The sequence below is a fragment of the Daejeonella oryzae DSM 19973 genome (assembly GCF_000422945.1).
GTDB classification, from domain to species: Bacteria; Bacteroidota; Bacteroidia; order Sphingobacteriales; family Sphingobacteriaceae; genus Daejeonella; species Daejeonella oryzae.
On record NZ_AUHA01000003.1, the window covers coordinates 713,585 to 730,138 of the forward strand.

Here is a 16,554-nt window from a genome sequence, read left to right on the forward strand (position 1 = left end):
GCATGGAAAATCAGGTGATACCAGTCCGCAAACCCAAAAGGACTAAAGACAAAGAACTTGCTAAACTTGAGCTAATCCAGGCAGTTGCTGAAATTATACGAACCAAAGGCTATACCGGATTAGGGGTTAATAAAATAGCCCAGAAAGCAGGATTACATAAAAAGTTGATTTACCGTTATTTTGGAAACGTAGATAACCTGATCGAACAGTATATTGTTGAAAAAGATTTCTGGATTATTGCTTCTGAAGAATTGAGTAATAAGGCAGCGGTCAATTCAGAAAGTAATCTCGAAGATGTCATTTCAACTATTCTGGAACAGCAATTTCATTTTTTTTATAACGAACAAGAAATGCAGGAACTTATTCTGTGGGAACTTAGCGGCAAAAGTTTCCTGATGAACAGCATTTCGAAGGCAAGAGAAGAACTCGGGGAAAAATTCCTGACATTAACTGATAAATATTTTGAAGATTCTGACATAAACTTCAGGGCATTAAGCGCATTACTAACCGCTGGAATTTATTATATCATTCTGCATTCCAGGGTCAGCACTTTCTGTGGATTAGATATCAGAAACAAGGAAGATAAGGAAGAAATACTGAGAACATTAAAACTCGTTATTCATCGTGCTTTTGAGTCTGCAAAAAAGAAATAATTATAACTCATCATTATGGAGAATTCAGCACATATCAATTCGCTTTTTCTTCTCTTCGAAAAATACCAGCCAACAAAGGAAAATCTTTCAGGAAAGCTGAAAGACTTTCTGGCCGGAGCGGTCAAGGAAAGATGTTACAGGAAAAAACATCTAATCCTGAATGAAGACGATGTTCCCTTGTATGCCTGGTACATAGTGAAAGGATCGGCCAGGGTATATTTTTATGATCCAAAGGCCCGGCGTGAAATAACCAGATGGTTCTGGTACGAAGGCGATCTGATGTTATATCTCCGAAGCTTTTTCAGACAAAAAGAAGCCGGAGAATTCATTGAGCTTTTACAGGAAAGTACCCTGTTGCTTATTTCGGCAAGGGATATAGATATTATGATCCGTCAATTTCCGGAGTACAGATTCTTTGAAAGAGCTTTATTGGAAGAATATCATACCCGTATGTCTGATCATACCAATGATCTTGTTAGCCTGATCCACAGACATAAATTTCTAAAACTCATGAAAACTCACAAAGAAATTTTTAACCTCGCCTACCTCAAAGATATTGCCTCCTTTTTAAATATGCACCCTGCCGCTCTCAGCCGACTTAGATCTGAGAAATAAATATCTTCCAAATTAACATATAGAATCCGTCGGTTGATCTGTTTAAGGTATAATATCACACCTTATGGGAGAATGTCAGTTCCGAATAGCTATAAAGCAATTCCTCAATTGCTGGTTTACGGATATTCTTTTGCGGATTTAGCCTCCTTCATTTGCTCTCCTGATAATCCTTCATCTCAGCTTCATTCTAACTTTAAACAAAGAGTTAGCTATGGAAAAGTTCAAATTTATGGTCTGGGAAAACCGGCTTCGGGTGATCTCTTCAATCTTGATCTTCCTTTGGGTCTATGCTTCACTAAGTAAGCTTCTCAATTTTGAGCAAAACCGTAGTCAGATGCTGGAACAAGTATTTCCGGTTGCGATTTCTGAAATTCTTTCATGGGCCGTTCCACTCGCTGAACTGGGCACTGCGGATTACTCATCTTTTCAAAAACCAGATTGCTGGGCCTAAATTTTTCGCTATTCCTTTTAATTCAATTCACCATTTATATAATCCTGATAATGCTAAACGTCTTTGGACGCATCCCCTGCTCCTGCGGGGGCATCCTGGAGGAAATGTCCTGGGGACAGCATCTGGTATTTAATTTATTCTTTCTGCTCTTAACCATAATTGCAATAATTCATAATTCTAAAGAAAGGAGGCTTATGGGAAAAGTGTTTTGAGTTAAGATAATTGATAAATAAAGGGGAAGCCGAAAACCTTTCAGAGTAGGCAATCAATTAAATTTTTAAGTCATGTTTAAAAAAATCAATTTCGCAATTTTTGCACTCCTATTGGGTGCGGGACTGGCATTTGCGTTTAATGCGCCGGTCACAAAGCCAGCAAATAAACTTGCTGTGCAGTGGTTTTTGTACAACGGAGGCGGTGAAAGCAATCCGAATAATTATTCGGAATTACCGGGAATGCCCAGTTGTGCAGGTGCAGGGGTTCTTTGTGCTATCGAGGCACCTGAGAATGGCAGCAGCGGGAAACCAACACAATCCGGTGTGAACAGTCCGATCAGCACCCGGAAATACGATTAAAAACACAGGCAGATACCTGATAAAGCCCGGGACTGAATCCTCCCGGGCTTTTCATGTGCTTATTAATTTTGTTCTATCCCGCTTGCTTCTATCACTTTGCGGGGGATCGGCATCGCATACCTTTTATCTCCGGGTTCCAGCGTATAAACGGAGCCATTCAGATTGCGGATAATGGTTTTCTGCCGGTTCGGCTCCAGGTTCAGGCGTTTCAGATCGCTCCAGCGCCTGTTCCGGAAAGCAAGCTCTTTCCTCCGCTCATCCAAAATTAAGCTCAGGACTTCGCTGGCATCCGGGGTATTCAGGGGTATAAACGTTCCGGTTTTCCAGCGATTGACAAGGAGCTTGTTCAGACGGTTAAGCGCAGCGGTCACATTATTGCTGCGGGCATAACATTCGGCTGCGATCAGGTATAATTCATCTGTAGCCAATCCGCTAAAACGGGAGGTGGAACCATTATAGCTGCCTTTGAAAAAAACCTCTCCGGCACTCTGGCGGTAATAAACGGTGCGGCGTAAATCATCCGGCCGGTACATTTCATACAAATCAGTACTTACCCTGCCAAAGTTTGGGGTGGTTCCGGATAATCCGGTGATAATGGAATGAAAAATCACTTCTTCATTAAACCGGTTTAAAGGAAAGGCGGCATCGGCATTTAAGGTATTGTAATCAATCAGCACCGGAGATGCCGAAATGGCTTCTTCGGCATTTCTCAGCGCCAGTTCATACTGCTGCATCTGCAGATACACCCGGGCCAGTAAAGCGGCGGCGGCCGTCATGCTTACTCTGGTTTTAAACTCAACTGTTTTAGGTAGTAATGTTTTTGATTCTTCCAGATCTGCCAGCACATGATCATAACATTGCCGTACAGATGCCCGCGGAAGCTTTTCATTGATATCCGAACTTAATTTTAAAGGCAAGCCGGGCGTATTGTCCGCAGTAGCTTCGCTGTAAGCCAGAGAAAAGGTTTGAAGCAGGTTGAAATTAGCATGCGCCCTGTGAAATAAGGCAGCCCCCTTCAGTTCTTTCCAGAGTACCTGGCCCGATTCTTCTTTCAGCTTGTCCAGTCCTTCCAAAATCAGGTTTGAATATAAAATAGCCTTGTAAGAGGTTGCCCAGTCAGTAAGGTCTATGTCGTTAAATACATCCTTATCCCAGATATAGGCATTCGCCGATGTTCTTTGCGCCTGCAGAAGCGCAGTCCATTTATCCCCGGGAATAAACACATCATCCACAGCCAGATCAGAAGCCGCAGGATTAAACATATTCATGGTTCCATGGTCCTCCAGCATCAGCTGCAGGTACAGCAGTTTATCAGAAGGGACGGCCAGTTTGGCATCCGGCTTTACATCCAGAAATTCTTTGCAGCTGCTGATAGCGGAGATCAGAAACAGCGCCAGTATCATTTTTATCATTTTCATAATCGTCATTTTTAGATTTAGAAGTTTGCTTTTATTCCAAATGCAAGGCTTTCACGCTGGGGTGTAAAACCCGTATAATCCGGATCCAGTCCCAGTTTATTGGATCTCCAGATAAATCCCGGATTACGCAGGTTCAGGTTCAGGCTGAAATCCCTGATCTTTATTGCCTTAAGCAGCCGATCATTGAAACTGTACGTAAGATTCACATCCTGCACACGCAGGTTATCCCCTTTTTCTACCAGGGCGGAAGAATTGGTATAAAATTCATCCCGGGTTTCATCGGCCGGATAAATCATCGAAGGAACCGAACTGCGGCTTTCATCACCCGGTTTTTGCCAGCGCTCCGCAAAATCTGCATGCCCCGTCCATGAATTATACAACCTGTTGTATGAAATAGATGGCCGCGTAAAATAGTATCCCAAGCGGTAGCTGATATTTACAAATAAGCTCAGGCCTTTATATGAAAATGTGTTGGCCACTGATCCAAATGTAACCGGTGTTGCCGGGCCGTGATATTCCAGATCTTCAAGGCCGGAATTATAGACCAGGTTGCCGTAATCCGCGGAGAGGGCGCCAGCCTCTATCCCTCGCGGATCACCCGTTTGAGGATCCAGGCCTCCCCATTTATAGGTATAAATACTTTGTACCGGGCGGCCTTTAACAGGTGTAATTCCAAGGCCCCCGTTGATATACCTGTATCCCCTAAGGGTATTATTCCCGCCGGAAGTGATCCTGCTGCTGTTGACATTAAACAGCAAACCGGTATTCCATTTAAAAGCCCGGTCAATCGTATTCACATTCAGCGTTATATCCAGCCCGGTGGCTACCATATCCGCTACATTTTTACGGATAGTTCCGGAAATCACACCCGATGTAGGATCCACTGCCTGGTCGCCAATCAGATCCTTTCCATTTTTTCTGTAGTATTCTATTGTTCCGCTGAACAGCCCGCTGCCGGATTTAAAATCAAGACCGGCATTCAGTATGCCGATCTTTTCCCAGCTCAGATCCGGATTCGGATAGGTTCTGATCAAAGCATAGGGCATATTGTTCAGATTGCCGTTCACCTGCAATACCGTAGCAAGCGCCGAGAGGCTGCGGCTCAGGTTTCCGTTGTATCCGTAAGTGAGCCTCAGTTTCAGATAATCCATCAGCCTGCTTTTGAAAAATTTCTCCTGATGCACGTTCCAGCTTAATCCGGCTGACCACAGGGGAACGCCTTTCTGATTGCTGTTAACCCCAAACAGGTTGGAGGCATCTTTACGGGCGCTCAGTGAAAGCGTGTATTTCTGATCATAGGTATAGGCGGTATTGGCATAAATGGAAGTATATCGGTTCAGTTCCCTGGTATACTCATTCTGATACGGTATGCCCTGTGAATCATCCGGATTGGTGTACAAAGTATACAGGGAGGTATAATCAACCGGTACACTAACCAACCCGGAGGAGTCATACCCGTAGGTACGGAAGGAATGGCCCTCCTGCCTAAGCTGGCGGATCTCCGCCCCCATTAAGCCGGAAAAAGTATGTTTCAGATAATCCTTCTGATATTTTAACTGGCCCCGGCCCGTGTTTGAAACTAAAGCGGATCGGGACTGATCCAGGATGCCGCCTCTGGGGACAGGGAAAGTCAGGCTGCCGTTTTCATCCAGCTGCGTAAAGCGGTTGACCATATCGCGGGCATAAAAGGAATCCCCGCCATACATCTCGCCGGTTTCGGCCCAGTTGCGGTTGTACTGATACAAAGCCTCTGCGGACAGACTTTTCGACAGATCATATACGGCACCGGCACTCATCAGCAGTTCATGACTCTGATTGTTATTTTCACGGGAGCGGTAATCGCTGAGCGGCAGGTAGCTGTAATCCAGCAAACCTGAGCCGGGAGCCTGCTGTATAAAAGAAGTACGGTAGTTTTTTACGATGGCAAGCGGATTGCCGGCATCATCTGCCAGCCGGGCATAGGGATACAAAAAATAATTATCGCCGCTGGTTATGCTGCTGAAATCCGGCCGCTTCTGCTCCGAATTCTGCAGGCTGTACGAGAGGGCCGGTTTGATACGCAGCCTTGTGCCGATCCGGTTGGTATGATCTGCCCGCAAACTGAATCGCTCATAGCTGTTATCTGTATGCCCTGTGTTTCGGTCGTATCCCGCAGAATAGTAATAGGTATTTTTATCTGATCCGCCCTGCAGGTTGAGTGCATATTGCTGATTAACACTGTTTCTGTACAGATAACGGGAAAAATCATTCCGCACGTCCTGCTGTTTAAGTGCGTTAATTTGCTGATCCGCGTCGGCGGCAGTAATCTTTCCATCCCGGGCAGCAATCAGCAGCTCCACAACCGGCGTAAGGGGCGAATGAGCCGGATCTCCTTCCAGACCGGAATAAAAATCGTTCTCAAACAGCATTTTTTCCACTTCTATAAAGTCAGCGGAAGCTATCGCCGGGCGGTAAAACATATCCGGCTTTCTTCCCATGCTGATTGCAGAATTAAAGGAAACCCGTGCAGGACTATTAAGCCCTCCTTTTTTAGTAGTGATTACCAGTACGCCGTTTGCCGCCCGTACTCCCCAGATGGAAGCCGCGGCCGCATCTTTTAAAATGGTGATGCTTTCCACATCATTCGGATTGATGCTGCTGATACCTCCCTCATAGGGAAAATTATTGAGTACAATAAGAGGCTGTGTATCTCCGTAAATGGTACTTAGTCCCCGTATGCTGATGCTGCGGTTATTATCCACCCGCTCGTCAAAGAGTACGGCATTGGAAACCCCTTTCAGCCTGCTGATGATATCCGGCGCCGTGCTGCGGTTGAGGGATTTATTGTCGAGCAGCGTAAACGAACCGGTTACCCGTTCCCCGGGTAATTCATAATACCCTGTATTTATTTTTACTTCATCCAGAACGAGGTTATTTTCTGTAAGTTCAATCAGCAGCGGAGCGCTTAGCGGAAGCATGACAGGCACAAACTGATCCCGGTATCCAACAAAAGAGATCTTCAGGGTATCCGCCCGGCCGGACACGGCCAGGCTGAATGTCCCGTCGCGTTTGCTTAGCGTACGGGCCTTGCTTCCGGTAGTGCTGATGGAGGCCCCGGCAAGCGGTAGCTTATCCGCAGCCGATATAACCTTTGCCCGGATCAGTTCCTGCCCCCGCATCAAGAAGGGAAGGAATAAAAAAAGTATCAGACCTACATATTTCATAAGATTCAATTTTAGGGTTAGCGATTAGTGTTGATTGGAGCAGGCGAAAGGATCATCATTTTCAGAAGCCTCTTTTCTTTATTCAGCCGGAGGCCATAGTTTGCAAGGGCCCTGTTCAGAGAATCTATAGTGCTGATATTGGTCCCCAGTTCCATATTCAGTGTATAGGTAATGCCGGATTCATCAATAATCGGAGGCATGCCCGGCTGCCGGTTCAAATGTTCTATGAAGCTACTGATCCAGTCATTTTTCATCGTATACTCCTGCCCTGCGGCTGCCGATAAATTCGTGTGCCGCTCTCCCCGGGAAGGAACTGGAATCAGTTTTTTATCCCTGACCTGCAAGACCAGGCAATCCATAAAACGTTCCTCCGCTACCGCACTCACTTTAAAGAAGCGTGCAAGATCCTGCTGCATGAGCAGGTGCAAATCCTGCCTGAAAGAAAGGGGCAGGATCAGTTCATAACACCATACTTTATCCTGCCGCTCCCGGTACCAATCGCCAATTTCATAATCCCTGCGCTCCAGTCCTTCATACAAAACCCGATTATCCTGCCAGTATGAAGGCAGGTTCAGCGCTTTTTTATACATGCTGACTACTCCCTGGTTCAGGGCATGCAGGCGTACCGAAACACTGTCTTCCCGCACACCGATACTGCCGGGAAGGCCCGCTGAAAAACCTGTGATCATGGAACGGTATTTATAAACAGCAGCTCCGCCGTTACCCCGGTCAAACAGGGGTTCGCGGGTATCGAAATTCAGCTGATCTGTTTTTTGGGCTTTAAAGTCCGCCTGCTCTTTTGCGAGCAATTTTTGAATATTTTGCGCATTAAAATCATAGGATTCTGTGGTTTGAATGAGTTTGCCCTCCGGACTGATCCAAACCAAATGCGGAACCGTGGCATAGGGGAACAGCTTTTTCATAGCGATATCTCCGGTAGCAATCACATTTTTGAAAGCCGCTATCCGGGGGTATTTTAGCAGGAATTTTTGGATCTCCTGCCCCTGCTGAGTGGTAATAAACAGCACCTGCAGCTGATCACCAAACTGCCTTTGGAGCTCATCCGCTTTTTCAAATGATTCCAGGCAGCCTTTGCACCAGGTATTCCAGAAATCCAGGATCAGCAACTTACCCCTGAAGTCTGAAATTTTTGCTGTACCGGTTTTGTAGTTTATCAGATTACTGATCGTCACATCGGGAACCTGATCACCCGGCTTCAGCTTGTCCAATTCCTGGGCATGGAGCTGCCCGGCACCTGTTGCTATAAAGAATAATAAAATGAAGCCAATGCGGCGATAGAAAGGATTGGACGGTTTTTGAGGTATCTGAAAATTTAGATTAACGATATTGTTTTCCAACATGTACTGCTCCAGCTGGTTTTCGTCATGATCCCGCAGGAAGAGCTTTGTCAGCATTGTATCATGGGCGGAGCCGAAGCTCACACTCCCGCCGTCATGGTGTGAAACCGGTTGGGATTGTTTGTTTGGGCGATGTGTAAACCCCGCAGCCATAAGCAATGAAAAGGATGTAGATCTGTCGTCTTCTTCCCGCCAGCTCATTTTCAAATCACTTCCTCCCTCCTTTTTATCGTGATACTTTTTAGACTTGCCCGGCAAGTAATACGGTTTTGTTACTTCCAGTTTGTACTGCTCTGCCCTGAGTTTGGATTCTTCAACACGGCGTGCTGATTCTTTCAGCTCTTCGGCCATGAGGTCAAATTTCAGTCGCTGGCAGGATCTGGTACTGGTATATTCTGTGCGGCAAAAGCGCCTCAGGAACACATGAAATTTTTGCTTTAAAAAAGGCCAAAGCACGGCCATTAAGCTCTTTTTTGCTTTCATTTTTTTTAATGGTTTGTTAAAAATTAATTACCTAATCCATCAGCCTGAGCATCGTCGAAGGCTGAGCAACGTCGAAGGCTGAACTTCGTCACAGCCTGAGCATCGTCACAGCCTGAGCTTCGCCGAAGGATGATCATCCGTCAGACTGAGCATCGTCGAAGACTGAGCATCGTCGAAGGCAGTGACTTAAAGCAGGCAGGGAAATAATCAAAACTAAACGGGTACCCTGCCGCCTTCAGGCAAGGGTCATTCGGGAGGGCAAATGATTAAGGAAAGGTGATTGCTGTATAAAATTTGCATAAAGGGAAGTTAGGCCTAAGTTGTAAAGTACCGAACCACAGCAAATTGTATTTAACAACCGCTTAAAGGTTTTAAACAACCAACCTGAACTTGTATATTTATAATATATATTTGAAACCTAAACCAAACAGCTATGTCAGAGACCTCAACTCATATCGGAAGAAAAATCAGCCGCATTCGCGAATTGCGTGGCATGAAACAAGAAGCTTTAGCAGCTGAACTTGGTATCAGTCAGCAGGCGGTTTCGAAAATAGAACAGAGCGAAGAGGTGGAAGAAAGTGCATTGGCTAAGATTGCTAATATACTTGGTGTAACAGTTGAAGCTTTAAAGCATTTTACAGAAGATTCCGTATTTAATAATATCAATAATTTCCACGATAACTCTATTCAAAACAATTTTAATCCTATTGAAAAGATTGTTGAACTTTATGAGCGATTGCTTGCTAGTGAACGGGAGAAGGTCGAAATTTTGAAGGCAAAGTAAATTTTTCCCGCACCTAACTTCATATGTCTATAAGTTCTTTCTTTTGTGTTTAAAAGGTAAAACAAAATAATTTAACTTACCCTTAAATCCCCAAATCTTTATTTACTTTATGCCTTCGAAATACCTTGAATGCAACTAAGTAAACTCAAACCAAAGCAATCCCTTAATAAAGCCTATCTCAAAGAAACTGTACTTCGTGCTGATATTGAGCTGTTTAAAGATAATTTTAAAACTTTTTTAAGCAATACCAGCACTAATTTAAACGATGAAGAATACCTGAAAACTCAGGTGAGCCATTTGCTTTGGGACACTTGGTATAAAGGTAAGCATCATATCAATCCTATCAGCAAGAACGACCTGGCTATTCATACCGGCAAATCTCCATCCGATGCTATCGGGATAATTGTTGAGTTGAAAAGCGTGGGCAATAAAACTGAAATGCTAACCTCCGAAAAGCCAAACGCAAAGGCTTTTCATGAGTTGGTACTTTATTACATGCGGGAACGCCTGGAAACTAAAAACAACGAAATAAAGCATCTGATAGCAACCAATATTAACGATTGGTATGTTTTTGATGCCAATGAATTTGATAAGAAGATTTTCCGCAACACGGCTATTAAAAAACTTTATGAGCTTAAAATATCCGACAAGAAAGATAATCCCTGGTTTTATAATGAGCTGAAGGATCTGCTTAACAAATCCGTTGATCTCCTTTTAGAATGCACTTATTTCAATATTCGTGAATTTGAAAAGTTTATACTGAACCAGCAAAGAGAGGATGATAAACGGATCATTCCTTTGTATAAGATCCTTTCTCCGCCACACCTGCTCAAATTGCCTTTTGCCAACGACAGCAACTCCTTACAGCCCAAATTTTATTCAGAACTGCTGCATTTGATCGGTTTAACTGAAATAAAAGAGGGGAGCAAAAAATTAATTCAACGCAAAAAAGAAGGTCAAAGGGATGCGGGCTCGCTGATTGAAAATACCATCATGCAACTTGAAAGCCTGGATAAGTTATCCAGAATGGACCGGCCTTCGCAATATGGTGACAACCAGGAGGAACGTTTGTACAATGTGGCCCTCGAACTGGTCATCACCTGGATAAACCGTATCCTCTTTCTTAAGCTGTTGGAAGCTCAGTTACTAAGCTACCATAAAGGAGACGTGGCCTACACTTTTTTAAATAAAGATAAGATCAAGGATTTCGATGACCTGAATAAACTCTTTTTTAGAGTTTTGGCTAAACGGAACGACGAGCGCAGTGAATCCATCCGCCAGTTATTTGGCAACGTTCCTTATTTGAACTCTTCTCTTTTTGAACAAACCGAGATAGAGCACCAGTCGCTGTTCATCAGTGCCCTTGAAGATAATCTTGATCTAACACTACTTAGCAACAGCATATTAAAGGATAGGCATACCAACACCCGCAAAGGCTCATTAAATACACTCGATTATCTTTTTGAATTTCTAAATGCCTACAATTTCAGCAGCGAAGGCAAAGAAGATATTCAGGAGGATAATAAAACACTGGTTAACGCATCCGTTCTGGGGCTCATTTTTGAAAAGATAAACGGCTACAAAGACGGTTCCTTTTTTACCCCCGGTTTTATTACCATGTATATGTGTAAAGAAACTATCCGGCGGGCAGTAGTGCAAAAGTTTAATGAAATTAAAGGATGGGATTGTCAGGCCTACGAGGATTTGTATGATAAAATACAGGATCAAGCAGAGGCCAATACGATAATAAACAGCTTAAAGATTTGCGACCCGGCTGTTGGCTCAGGGCACTTTTTGGTTTCTGCCTTAAATGAGATTATTGCTATCAAACACGATCTCCGTATTTTATCAGACCGTAACGGCCACTGGCTGAAAGAATACCAGGTAGAAGTGGTAAACGATGAGTTAATGGTTACCGCAGACGGCGACCCGTTTCAATATAACCCTTTAAACAAAGAAAGCCAGCGGGTACAGGAAACTCTTTTCCACGAAAAGCAAACGATCATAGAAAACTGTCTTTTCGGTGTTGACATTAACCCCAACTCCGTTAAGATTTGCCGCCTTAGGCTATGGATAGAGCTTCTTAAAAATGCCTATTATAAAAACTCAGTATCCCTGAATTTGGCAGAAAATCCTCATTCTTTGCAGGTACTTGAAACATTACCCAACATCGACATCAATATTAAATGTGGTAATTCCCTAATTAATCGCTTCGCTCTCAATTCTGATTTGAAACAAGCTTTTAGCGGTAGCAAGTGGAAATTAGTTGATTACAAAGAAGCAGTTGTAAAATATAAAGCCACATCAGATAAACAACAGAAAAAGGATTTAACAAAACTGATTGATGATATAAAAAGCAACTTTAAGGTTAAGTTTTATGCTAATGATAAGGAGAACAAAGAACTAAATAAGTTACGGGGACAGCTCACTAACCTGCTTACTGCTAATATTGATCTGTTTGGCAAGAAACGTTCGGCCAAAGAAATTGAAATAGAAGCCCGGCGGTTAAATTTATTGATAGCAAAACAGGAGCAAATAATCGACGAGATTAAGAACAATAAGATATATGCAAATGCATTTGAGTGGCGTTTTGAGTTCCCGGAAGTATTAAATGATGATGGTGATTTTGTAGGATTCGATGCGGTGATTGGAAATCCACCGTATGTAAGGCAGGAGGAGTTTAGCGATATAAAAGATTATCTCAAACAGAATTACGAGGTATTCGCAGGGACTGCCGACTTATTAATTTACTTCATCGAAAAAGGATTATCCGTATTAAAAGAAAATGGACAGTTCAATTTTATTATTGCGAATAAATTCATGCGAGCCGGTTTCGGTAAACCGGTTAGAACTTATCTCCAAAAGTATCAATTAGAATCCATCATTGATTTTGGCGATTTGCCTGTTTTTCAGGAAGCCACAACCTATCCTTGTATTTTAACCGTTAAAAAGCAAAAAGTTGCTTCTCCGTTCTTTGCATTAATCATGACTGATTTGCACGTGGATGATTTACAAATACACATTCAGGAAAATGCTTTTCATCTGCATCAGAATACTTTGAATAAGGAAGGGTGGAATTTAGAAAAGCAGGAAACTCAAAGCTTGGTTAATAAACTTAAGAAATCCGGGAAACCTTTTGACGAGTATGTAAATGGAAATGTTTATAGAGGATTATTGACAGGGTTAAATGAAGCCTTTGTTATTGATGAGAGCATTAAAAATCAAATAATTGCCCAGGAACCACAGGCTGGAGAAATTATTAAACCATTTTTAGAGGGCAAATATGTCAAGCAGTATAACTCCTTAAATCCTAATAAGCACCTTATTCTTTTTCAAAACCAGCAAACCCGGAGTTGGTTTGGAAAATTAAAAGAGGAAGAAGCATGGATAGAGTTAAGCTCAAAATTTCCAGTCTTATGCTCTTATTTATCACCTTTCAAAGAAAAAGCTAAAGCCAGATCTGATCAGGGAGAATATTGGTGGGAGTTAAGGCCTTGTGCATATTATAACAAGTTCCAGGAAATTAAGATAATCTACCCAAATATTTGCAGAAGACCTGAATTCACTTTTGATGAAACCGGTGTTTACACGAACCAGAAGTGTTTCATCATTCCGGTTCCGGACAAATATCTTCTGGGAGTTTTAAATAGCTCTGTAACGTTCTTTCTTTTCAGAAATATCCTCCCAAAGCTTAGAGGTGATTTTTACGAACCGAGTTATGTTTATTTCAAAGATTTCCCTATTGCTTTACCAGATGATGAAACAAGAGCGGAAATCATAAGGCTTGTGGAAAAAACCATACTCATAAAGCAAGATGATTCAAACGCTGACATTAGATACCTGGAACAAAAAATAGATCAACTCGTATATCAGCTCTATAACTTAACCGAAGAGGAAATTAAGATTGTGGAGGGAGAAGCTCGATGAAAAAGGACGAAAAAGAGATAATAAATCCATTGGAAGCATACAAATTAGAACTTGTTAAAGTATATGAAAAAAGCCAAGACTCCTTTGAAAAGCAGTTGTCCTATTTAAGTGCCGGAGCTTTAGGCTTATCAATTCTTTTTATTGAAAAAACTGTTACAGATATTTCTACAAGCTCCTTTAAAATTTTTTTAGCCGGAAGTTGGATGCTATTGGCAATAACATTAGTAGTAAATTTGATTTCCCATTCCATCTCTGCCAGAAATAGCTATAAAACCATTAATGACATTGAAACAAATAAATATGATTCTGAAAAGGCCGAAAAACGTATTAAGCAAGTCAACAAAATAAATAATTTAACGATAACAACCTTTTTACTAGGCATTTTGCTACTTATAATATTTGTAATAATTAACACAATGAGCGATAAAATAAAAACTTCAAACAGTTCCGACTTAACAAAAGGTTTTACATCGGGTCCACCACCAAATAGTTACCCGACACCAGCCCCTCAAATAGGTCAAAATCCAACGCCACCGCCGAGTATTCCATCCAAGCCGATTGAGGCACCAAAAGAAAAGTAATGTCAAAACAGATAAAAATCTCACCAGGTCCTTTAAGGGAACGGGGTCTTACTCCTTCTCCACCACCCAGAGAGAGGCAAGGGGGTCAGAATCCAACACCACCCCCAGCAGCGCCTAAAAAACCTCAAAAATAGCAAATGATAAAATTCGAAATTAAGCTCGGTGCCAGTTATCTTAATAAAGAAGCCCGGGAGATCAGAGACTTGATTAATCCTCAGATAAAAGGGATGCGCTGTAGCAAATGTAAAGTGAATACAATTATTGATTTTTATAAAGGATCAGATAACCATGCTTATCACCGAATTACTTCATGCTGCACTGAATTTGAGAAAAGAGTTAAGGATAAACTTTTTCATCCAAAGAGTAATTGACGGGAACACACACAAGCTGTTAGAACTCCCAATCGTCCGCGTTTGTAACGCGTTATAAATGAGAAATGCGATAGGATCGCACTTTGGGTTTCGATTGCTGCTTTTAATTTTATGCTGCTTTATAGGGCATCTGCCTTTAAACTTTCCCGTCTGCACACAGCACCCTTAGCATGTTGAGGATGCCTGGGATCGATGGTTGGATCCAGCGGGTTTACATTAAATTTAGGTTTACCCCTGTGTTTGAAAAAGAAAGGAATGCGGCTTTCAATACATTTTAATTTGACATATTCTATTCATTCTTTTTGAATGGGGTGGGCTTTATGGTCGGATTCACCACCTACTATCTGTTATAACGTTTCGTTTTCTTTATCATAGAATTTCTCAATAATCTGAATTTCTTTTTTAAATGATCTTGATGTTAGCAAACGAAGCAGTTGGTCTCTATCATAAGATACATCCATTAACGATGACTTGTATTTGCCACTATTTATCTTTCTTAAAAACTCAACACCATCACTCCAAAATCCACCAGTTGTAAGAATTACGGCTTTAATTTGTTTCCCTTCACCGATTTCCTTGGCAAATTGTTTTTGAGCGAATGGTACAGCTTTGCGAAAGAACCTTTTCAGGCTACTATGTGTGTCTAAATCACCAAGTGGGATGGTAGCGGCCTTGTCATAGCCCTTAAGTTCGACAAAGATGAGCTCATCAGGATTAGAAGATTTAATAATATAATCATATTCATGAGATATCTTTTGGCCATCGACTTCAAGCGTTAATATTTTCCCGGACGATATTTCTGAATTTGGAAACAGTGACCGAAGCAGCGGGTACATTAGAAATTCAAACAATATGCCCTTTAGAGCTTTAAGACTATCTTCCTGTCCGGCGTCCCGGATAGTTGACAAAACTTTTTCAACGCTTTCATCTATATTCTGCAGGTTGGAAACCCCGTTCTGCAAAAGATTTACCTTATCAACTATGTAATGGATCTTTGTTCCAAAGATTGATCCAATATCAAATGCCATAAAGCCAAGTTGCCTTATTGAATTAATAACATGCTCTGAGGCTTCACGATAGAAAATTATTGGCATAACTTTCCGTTCTCCAGTCTTTACGGAGTTAAGGGCGATTTGTATGCGGTTATAAAAGCCGTCGAGGTCAATCCTATCATACGGCCTGTGCATCAATACATCAAGTGCCACAAAAGTTTCCTTTTCATTTTGATCAGCCTTTACTCCAGGTAGTGGATTTATACCTGTAGTTTTAGTATATGCAAATGCATCCCATAACTGTTTATTATGCTCAGCACCGATAGCCGGGGAATTTTTATTTCGATATATGATCCTGGAGTTGTCAATTATATTACACTTCCCAAGCCATCTGAGAATGTCGGGCATAAGATTAACATCTTCGACCATTCTAGAATAATGAACTCTCAAAAGTTCAGATTCAGTTTCCGAAGACAAGGTATTACCGCCTCTGGTATATAAGATATAATTGACGGAATTAGTATCACGGGTCTCATAAATGATTTCAAGTTTTTTTAAAATATTCAAGATATCCTTTAAGTAAGAAACTTTGGTTGAGGTCTCCTCAATAGGTGACGCTGTGAGCTTGATGGCTTCATAATATGATATGACGCCATCATTGATATCCATTGCCTCCAGAAGTCTATATATAGGAGGTCTCGAGGCCACGCTGATCGCTTTTACACTATCAGCCGTGAGTTTCTCATCATCATAAAGATAAATGTACTGGCCACCCTTCCCAAAAGTGAACGGCTTAGATGATTTGATTTCGTTTTCTGTTGCAGCACGTCCAATTATTTTTCTTGCATAGGGATCACTCACGGAAAACTTTTTGACAAGAAGTTTTCTGAGTTCGCTGCCCGATTCATAAAGTTTTGTTGCTAAAATCTCACGCAAAAATTCGTTATACTTTGCTTGCTCGGAGTTTGCCTTTTTTTCTTTTGTCACACTGCCCTTATTAATTATATTCCTTTATTTACTTATATCCTAAATCTTTTTAAAAATTTTCGATATTTACAATATCTAACTAATTTTATTTCAAATGGTTATCAATAATAAATTCATGGTATAACCTGATTCATTGTCACATAATGGTAGCATCGTAAG

At 41.8% G+C, this 16,554-nt stretch carries 13 protein-coding genes; 9 read left to right on the top strand and 4 right to left on the bottom strand.

Features of this window, described 5'->3' with window-relative positions; genetic code table 11:
- Window positions 1-2: 2 nt before the first annotated feature.
- The 6 genes from G521_RS0110735 to G521_RS0110760 all read left to right on the top strand — a co-directional run bounded on the left by G521_RS0110735 (window position 3) and on the right by G521_RS0110760 (window position 2,291).
- Complete coding sequence (locus G521_RS0110735; protein WP_036678879.1) at window positions 3-653, top strand: TetR/AcrR family transcriptional regulator; 651 nt, start codon at window positions 3-5, stop codon at window positions 651-653.
- Window positions 654-668: 15 nt separating this feature from the next.
- Complete coding sequence (locus tag G521_RS0110740) at window positions 669-1,268, top strand: Crp/Fnr family transcriptional regulator (RefSeq protein ID WP_026898545.1); 600 nt, start codon at window positions 669-671, stop codon at window positions 1,266-1,268.
- 72 nt (window positions 1,269-1,340) lie between these two features.
- Window positions 1,341-1,571: a hypothetical protein gene (locus G521_RS17790; protein ID WP_026898546.1), complete on the top strand. Its 231-nt coding sequence runs from the start codon at window positions 1,341-1,343 to the stop codon at window positions 1,569-1,571.
- On the top strand, window positions 1,498-1,719 hold the full coding sequence (locus tag G521_RS18505; RefSeq protein ID WP_407637172.1) for a MauE/DoxX family redox-associated membrane protein: 222 nt from the start codon (window positions 1,498-1,500) through the stop codon (window positions 1,717-1,719). The genes G521_RS17790 and G521_RS18505 overlap by 74 nt, the downstream gene beginning before the upstream one ends.
- A complete protein-coding gene (locus G521_RS18510; protein WP_407637169.1) occupies window positions 1,707-1,931 on the top strand; it encodes a MauE/DoxX family redox-associated membrane protein in 225 nt (74 codons plus the stop codon). The genes G521_RS18505 and G521_RS18510 overlap by 13 nt, the downstream gene beginning before the upstream one ends.
- Before the next feature lie 72 nt (window positions 1,932-2,003).
- The gene (locus tag G521_RS0110760) at window positions 2,004-2,291 is read left to right on the top strand and encodes a hypothetical protein (protein WP_026898547.1); all 288 of its coding nucleotides are present in this window, start codon (window positions 2,004-2,006) and stop codon (window positions 2,289-2,291) included.
- Between the two features lie 62 nt (window positions 2,292-2,353).
- Here G521_RS0110760 and G521_RS0110765 read toward each other — a convergent pair whose 3' ends face one another.
- From G521_RS0110765 to G521_RS0110775, 3 genes are read right to left on the bottom strand one after another with little or no spacing between them, the layout of a single operon-like run.
- Window positions 2,354-3,709, bottom strand: coding sequence for a RagB/SusD family nutrient uptake outer membrane protein (locus G521_RS0110765; protein ID WP_026898548.1), 1,356 nt, complete (start codon window positions 3,707-3,709; stop codon window positions 2,354-2,356).
- A 17-nt stretch (window positions 3,710-3,726) separates the two neighbouring features.
- Complete coding sequence (locus G521_RS16990; RefSeq protein WP_081675057.1) at window positions 3,727-6,912, bottom strand: SusC/RagA family TonB-linked outer membrane protein; 3,186 nt, start codon at window positions 6,910-6,912, stop codon at window positions 3,727-3,729.
- Between the two features lie 17 nt (window positions 6,913-6,929).
- The gene (locus tag G521_RS0110775) at window positions 6,930-8,753 is read right to left on the bottom strand and encodes a TlpA family protein disulfide reductase (RefSeq protein ID WP_026898549.1); all 1,824 of its coding nucleotides are present in this window, start codon (window positions 8,751-8,753) and stop codon (window positions 6,930-6,932) included.
- A gap of 433 nt (window positions 8,754-9,186) precedes the next feature.
- Here G521_RS0110775 and G521_RS0110780 point away from each other — a divergent pair, with 433 nt between their 5' ends.
- The 3 genes from G521_RS0110780 to G521_RS0110790 all read left to right on the top strand — a co-directional run bounded on the left by G521_RS0110780 (window position 9,187) and on the right by G521_RS0110790 (window position 14,045).
- Window positions 9,187-9,537 (top strand): helix-turn-helix domain-containing protein, encoded by a 351-nt coding sequence (locus G521_RS0110780; RefSeq protein ID WP_026898550.1) that lies wholly within the window; start codon window positions 9,187-9,189, stop codon window positions 9,535-9,537.
- A 129-nt stretch (window positions 9,538-9,666) separates the two neighbouring features.
- A complete protein-coding gene (locus G521_RS0110785) occupies window positions 9,667-13,464 on the top strand; it encodes a class I SAM-dependent DNA methyltransferase (protein WP_026898551.1) in 3,798 nt (1,265 codons plus the stop codon).
- Window positions 13,461-14,045: a hypothetical protein gene (locus G521_RS0110790; RefSeq protein WP_026898552.1), complete on the top strand. Its 585-nt coding sequence runs from the start codon at window positions 13,461-13,463 to the stop codon at window positions 14,043-14,045. Before G521_RS0110785 ends, G521_RS0110790 begins: the two co-directional genes overlap by 4 nt.
- A gap of 718 nt (window positions 14,046-14,763) precedes the next feature.
- On the opposite strand, the gene G521_RS0110800 is transcribed toward G521_RS0110790, so the two are convergent.
- Window positions 14,764-16,395, bottom strand: a complete 1,632-nt coding sequence (locus tag G521_RS0110800) for a hypothetical protein (RefSeq protein ID WP_036678882.1) — start codon at window positions 16,393-16,395, stop codon at window positions 14,764-14,766.
- Window positions 16,396-16,554 lie beyond the last annotated feature (159 nt).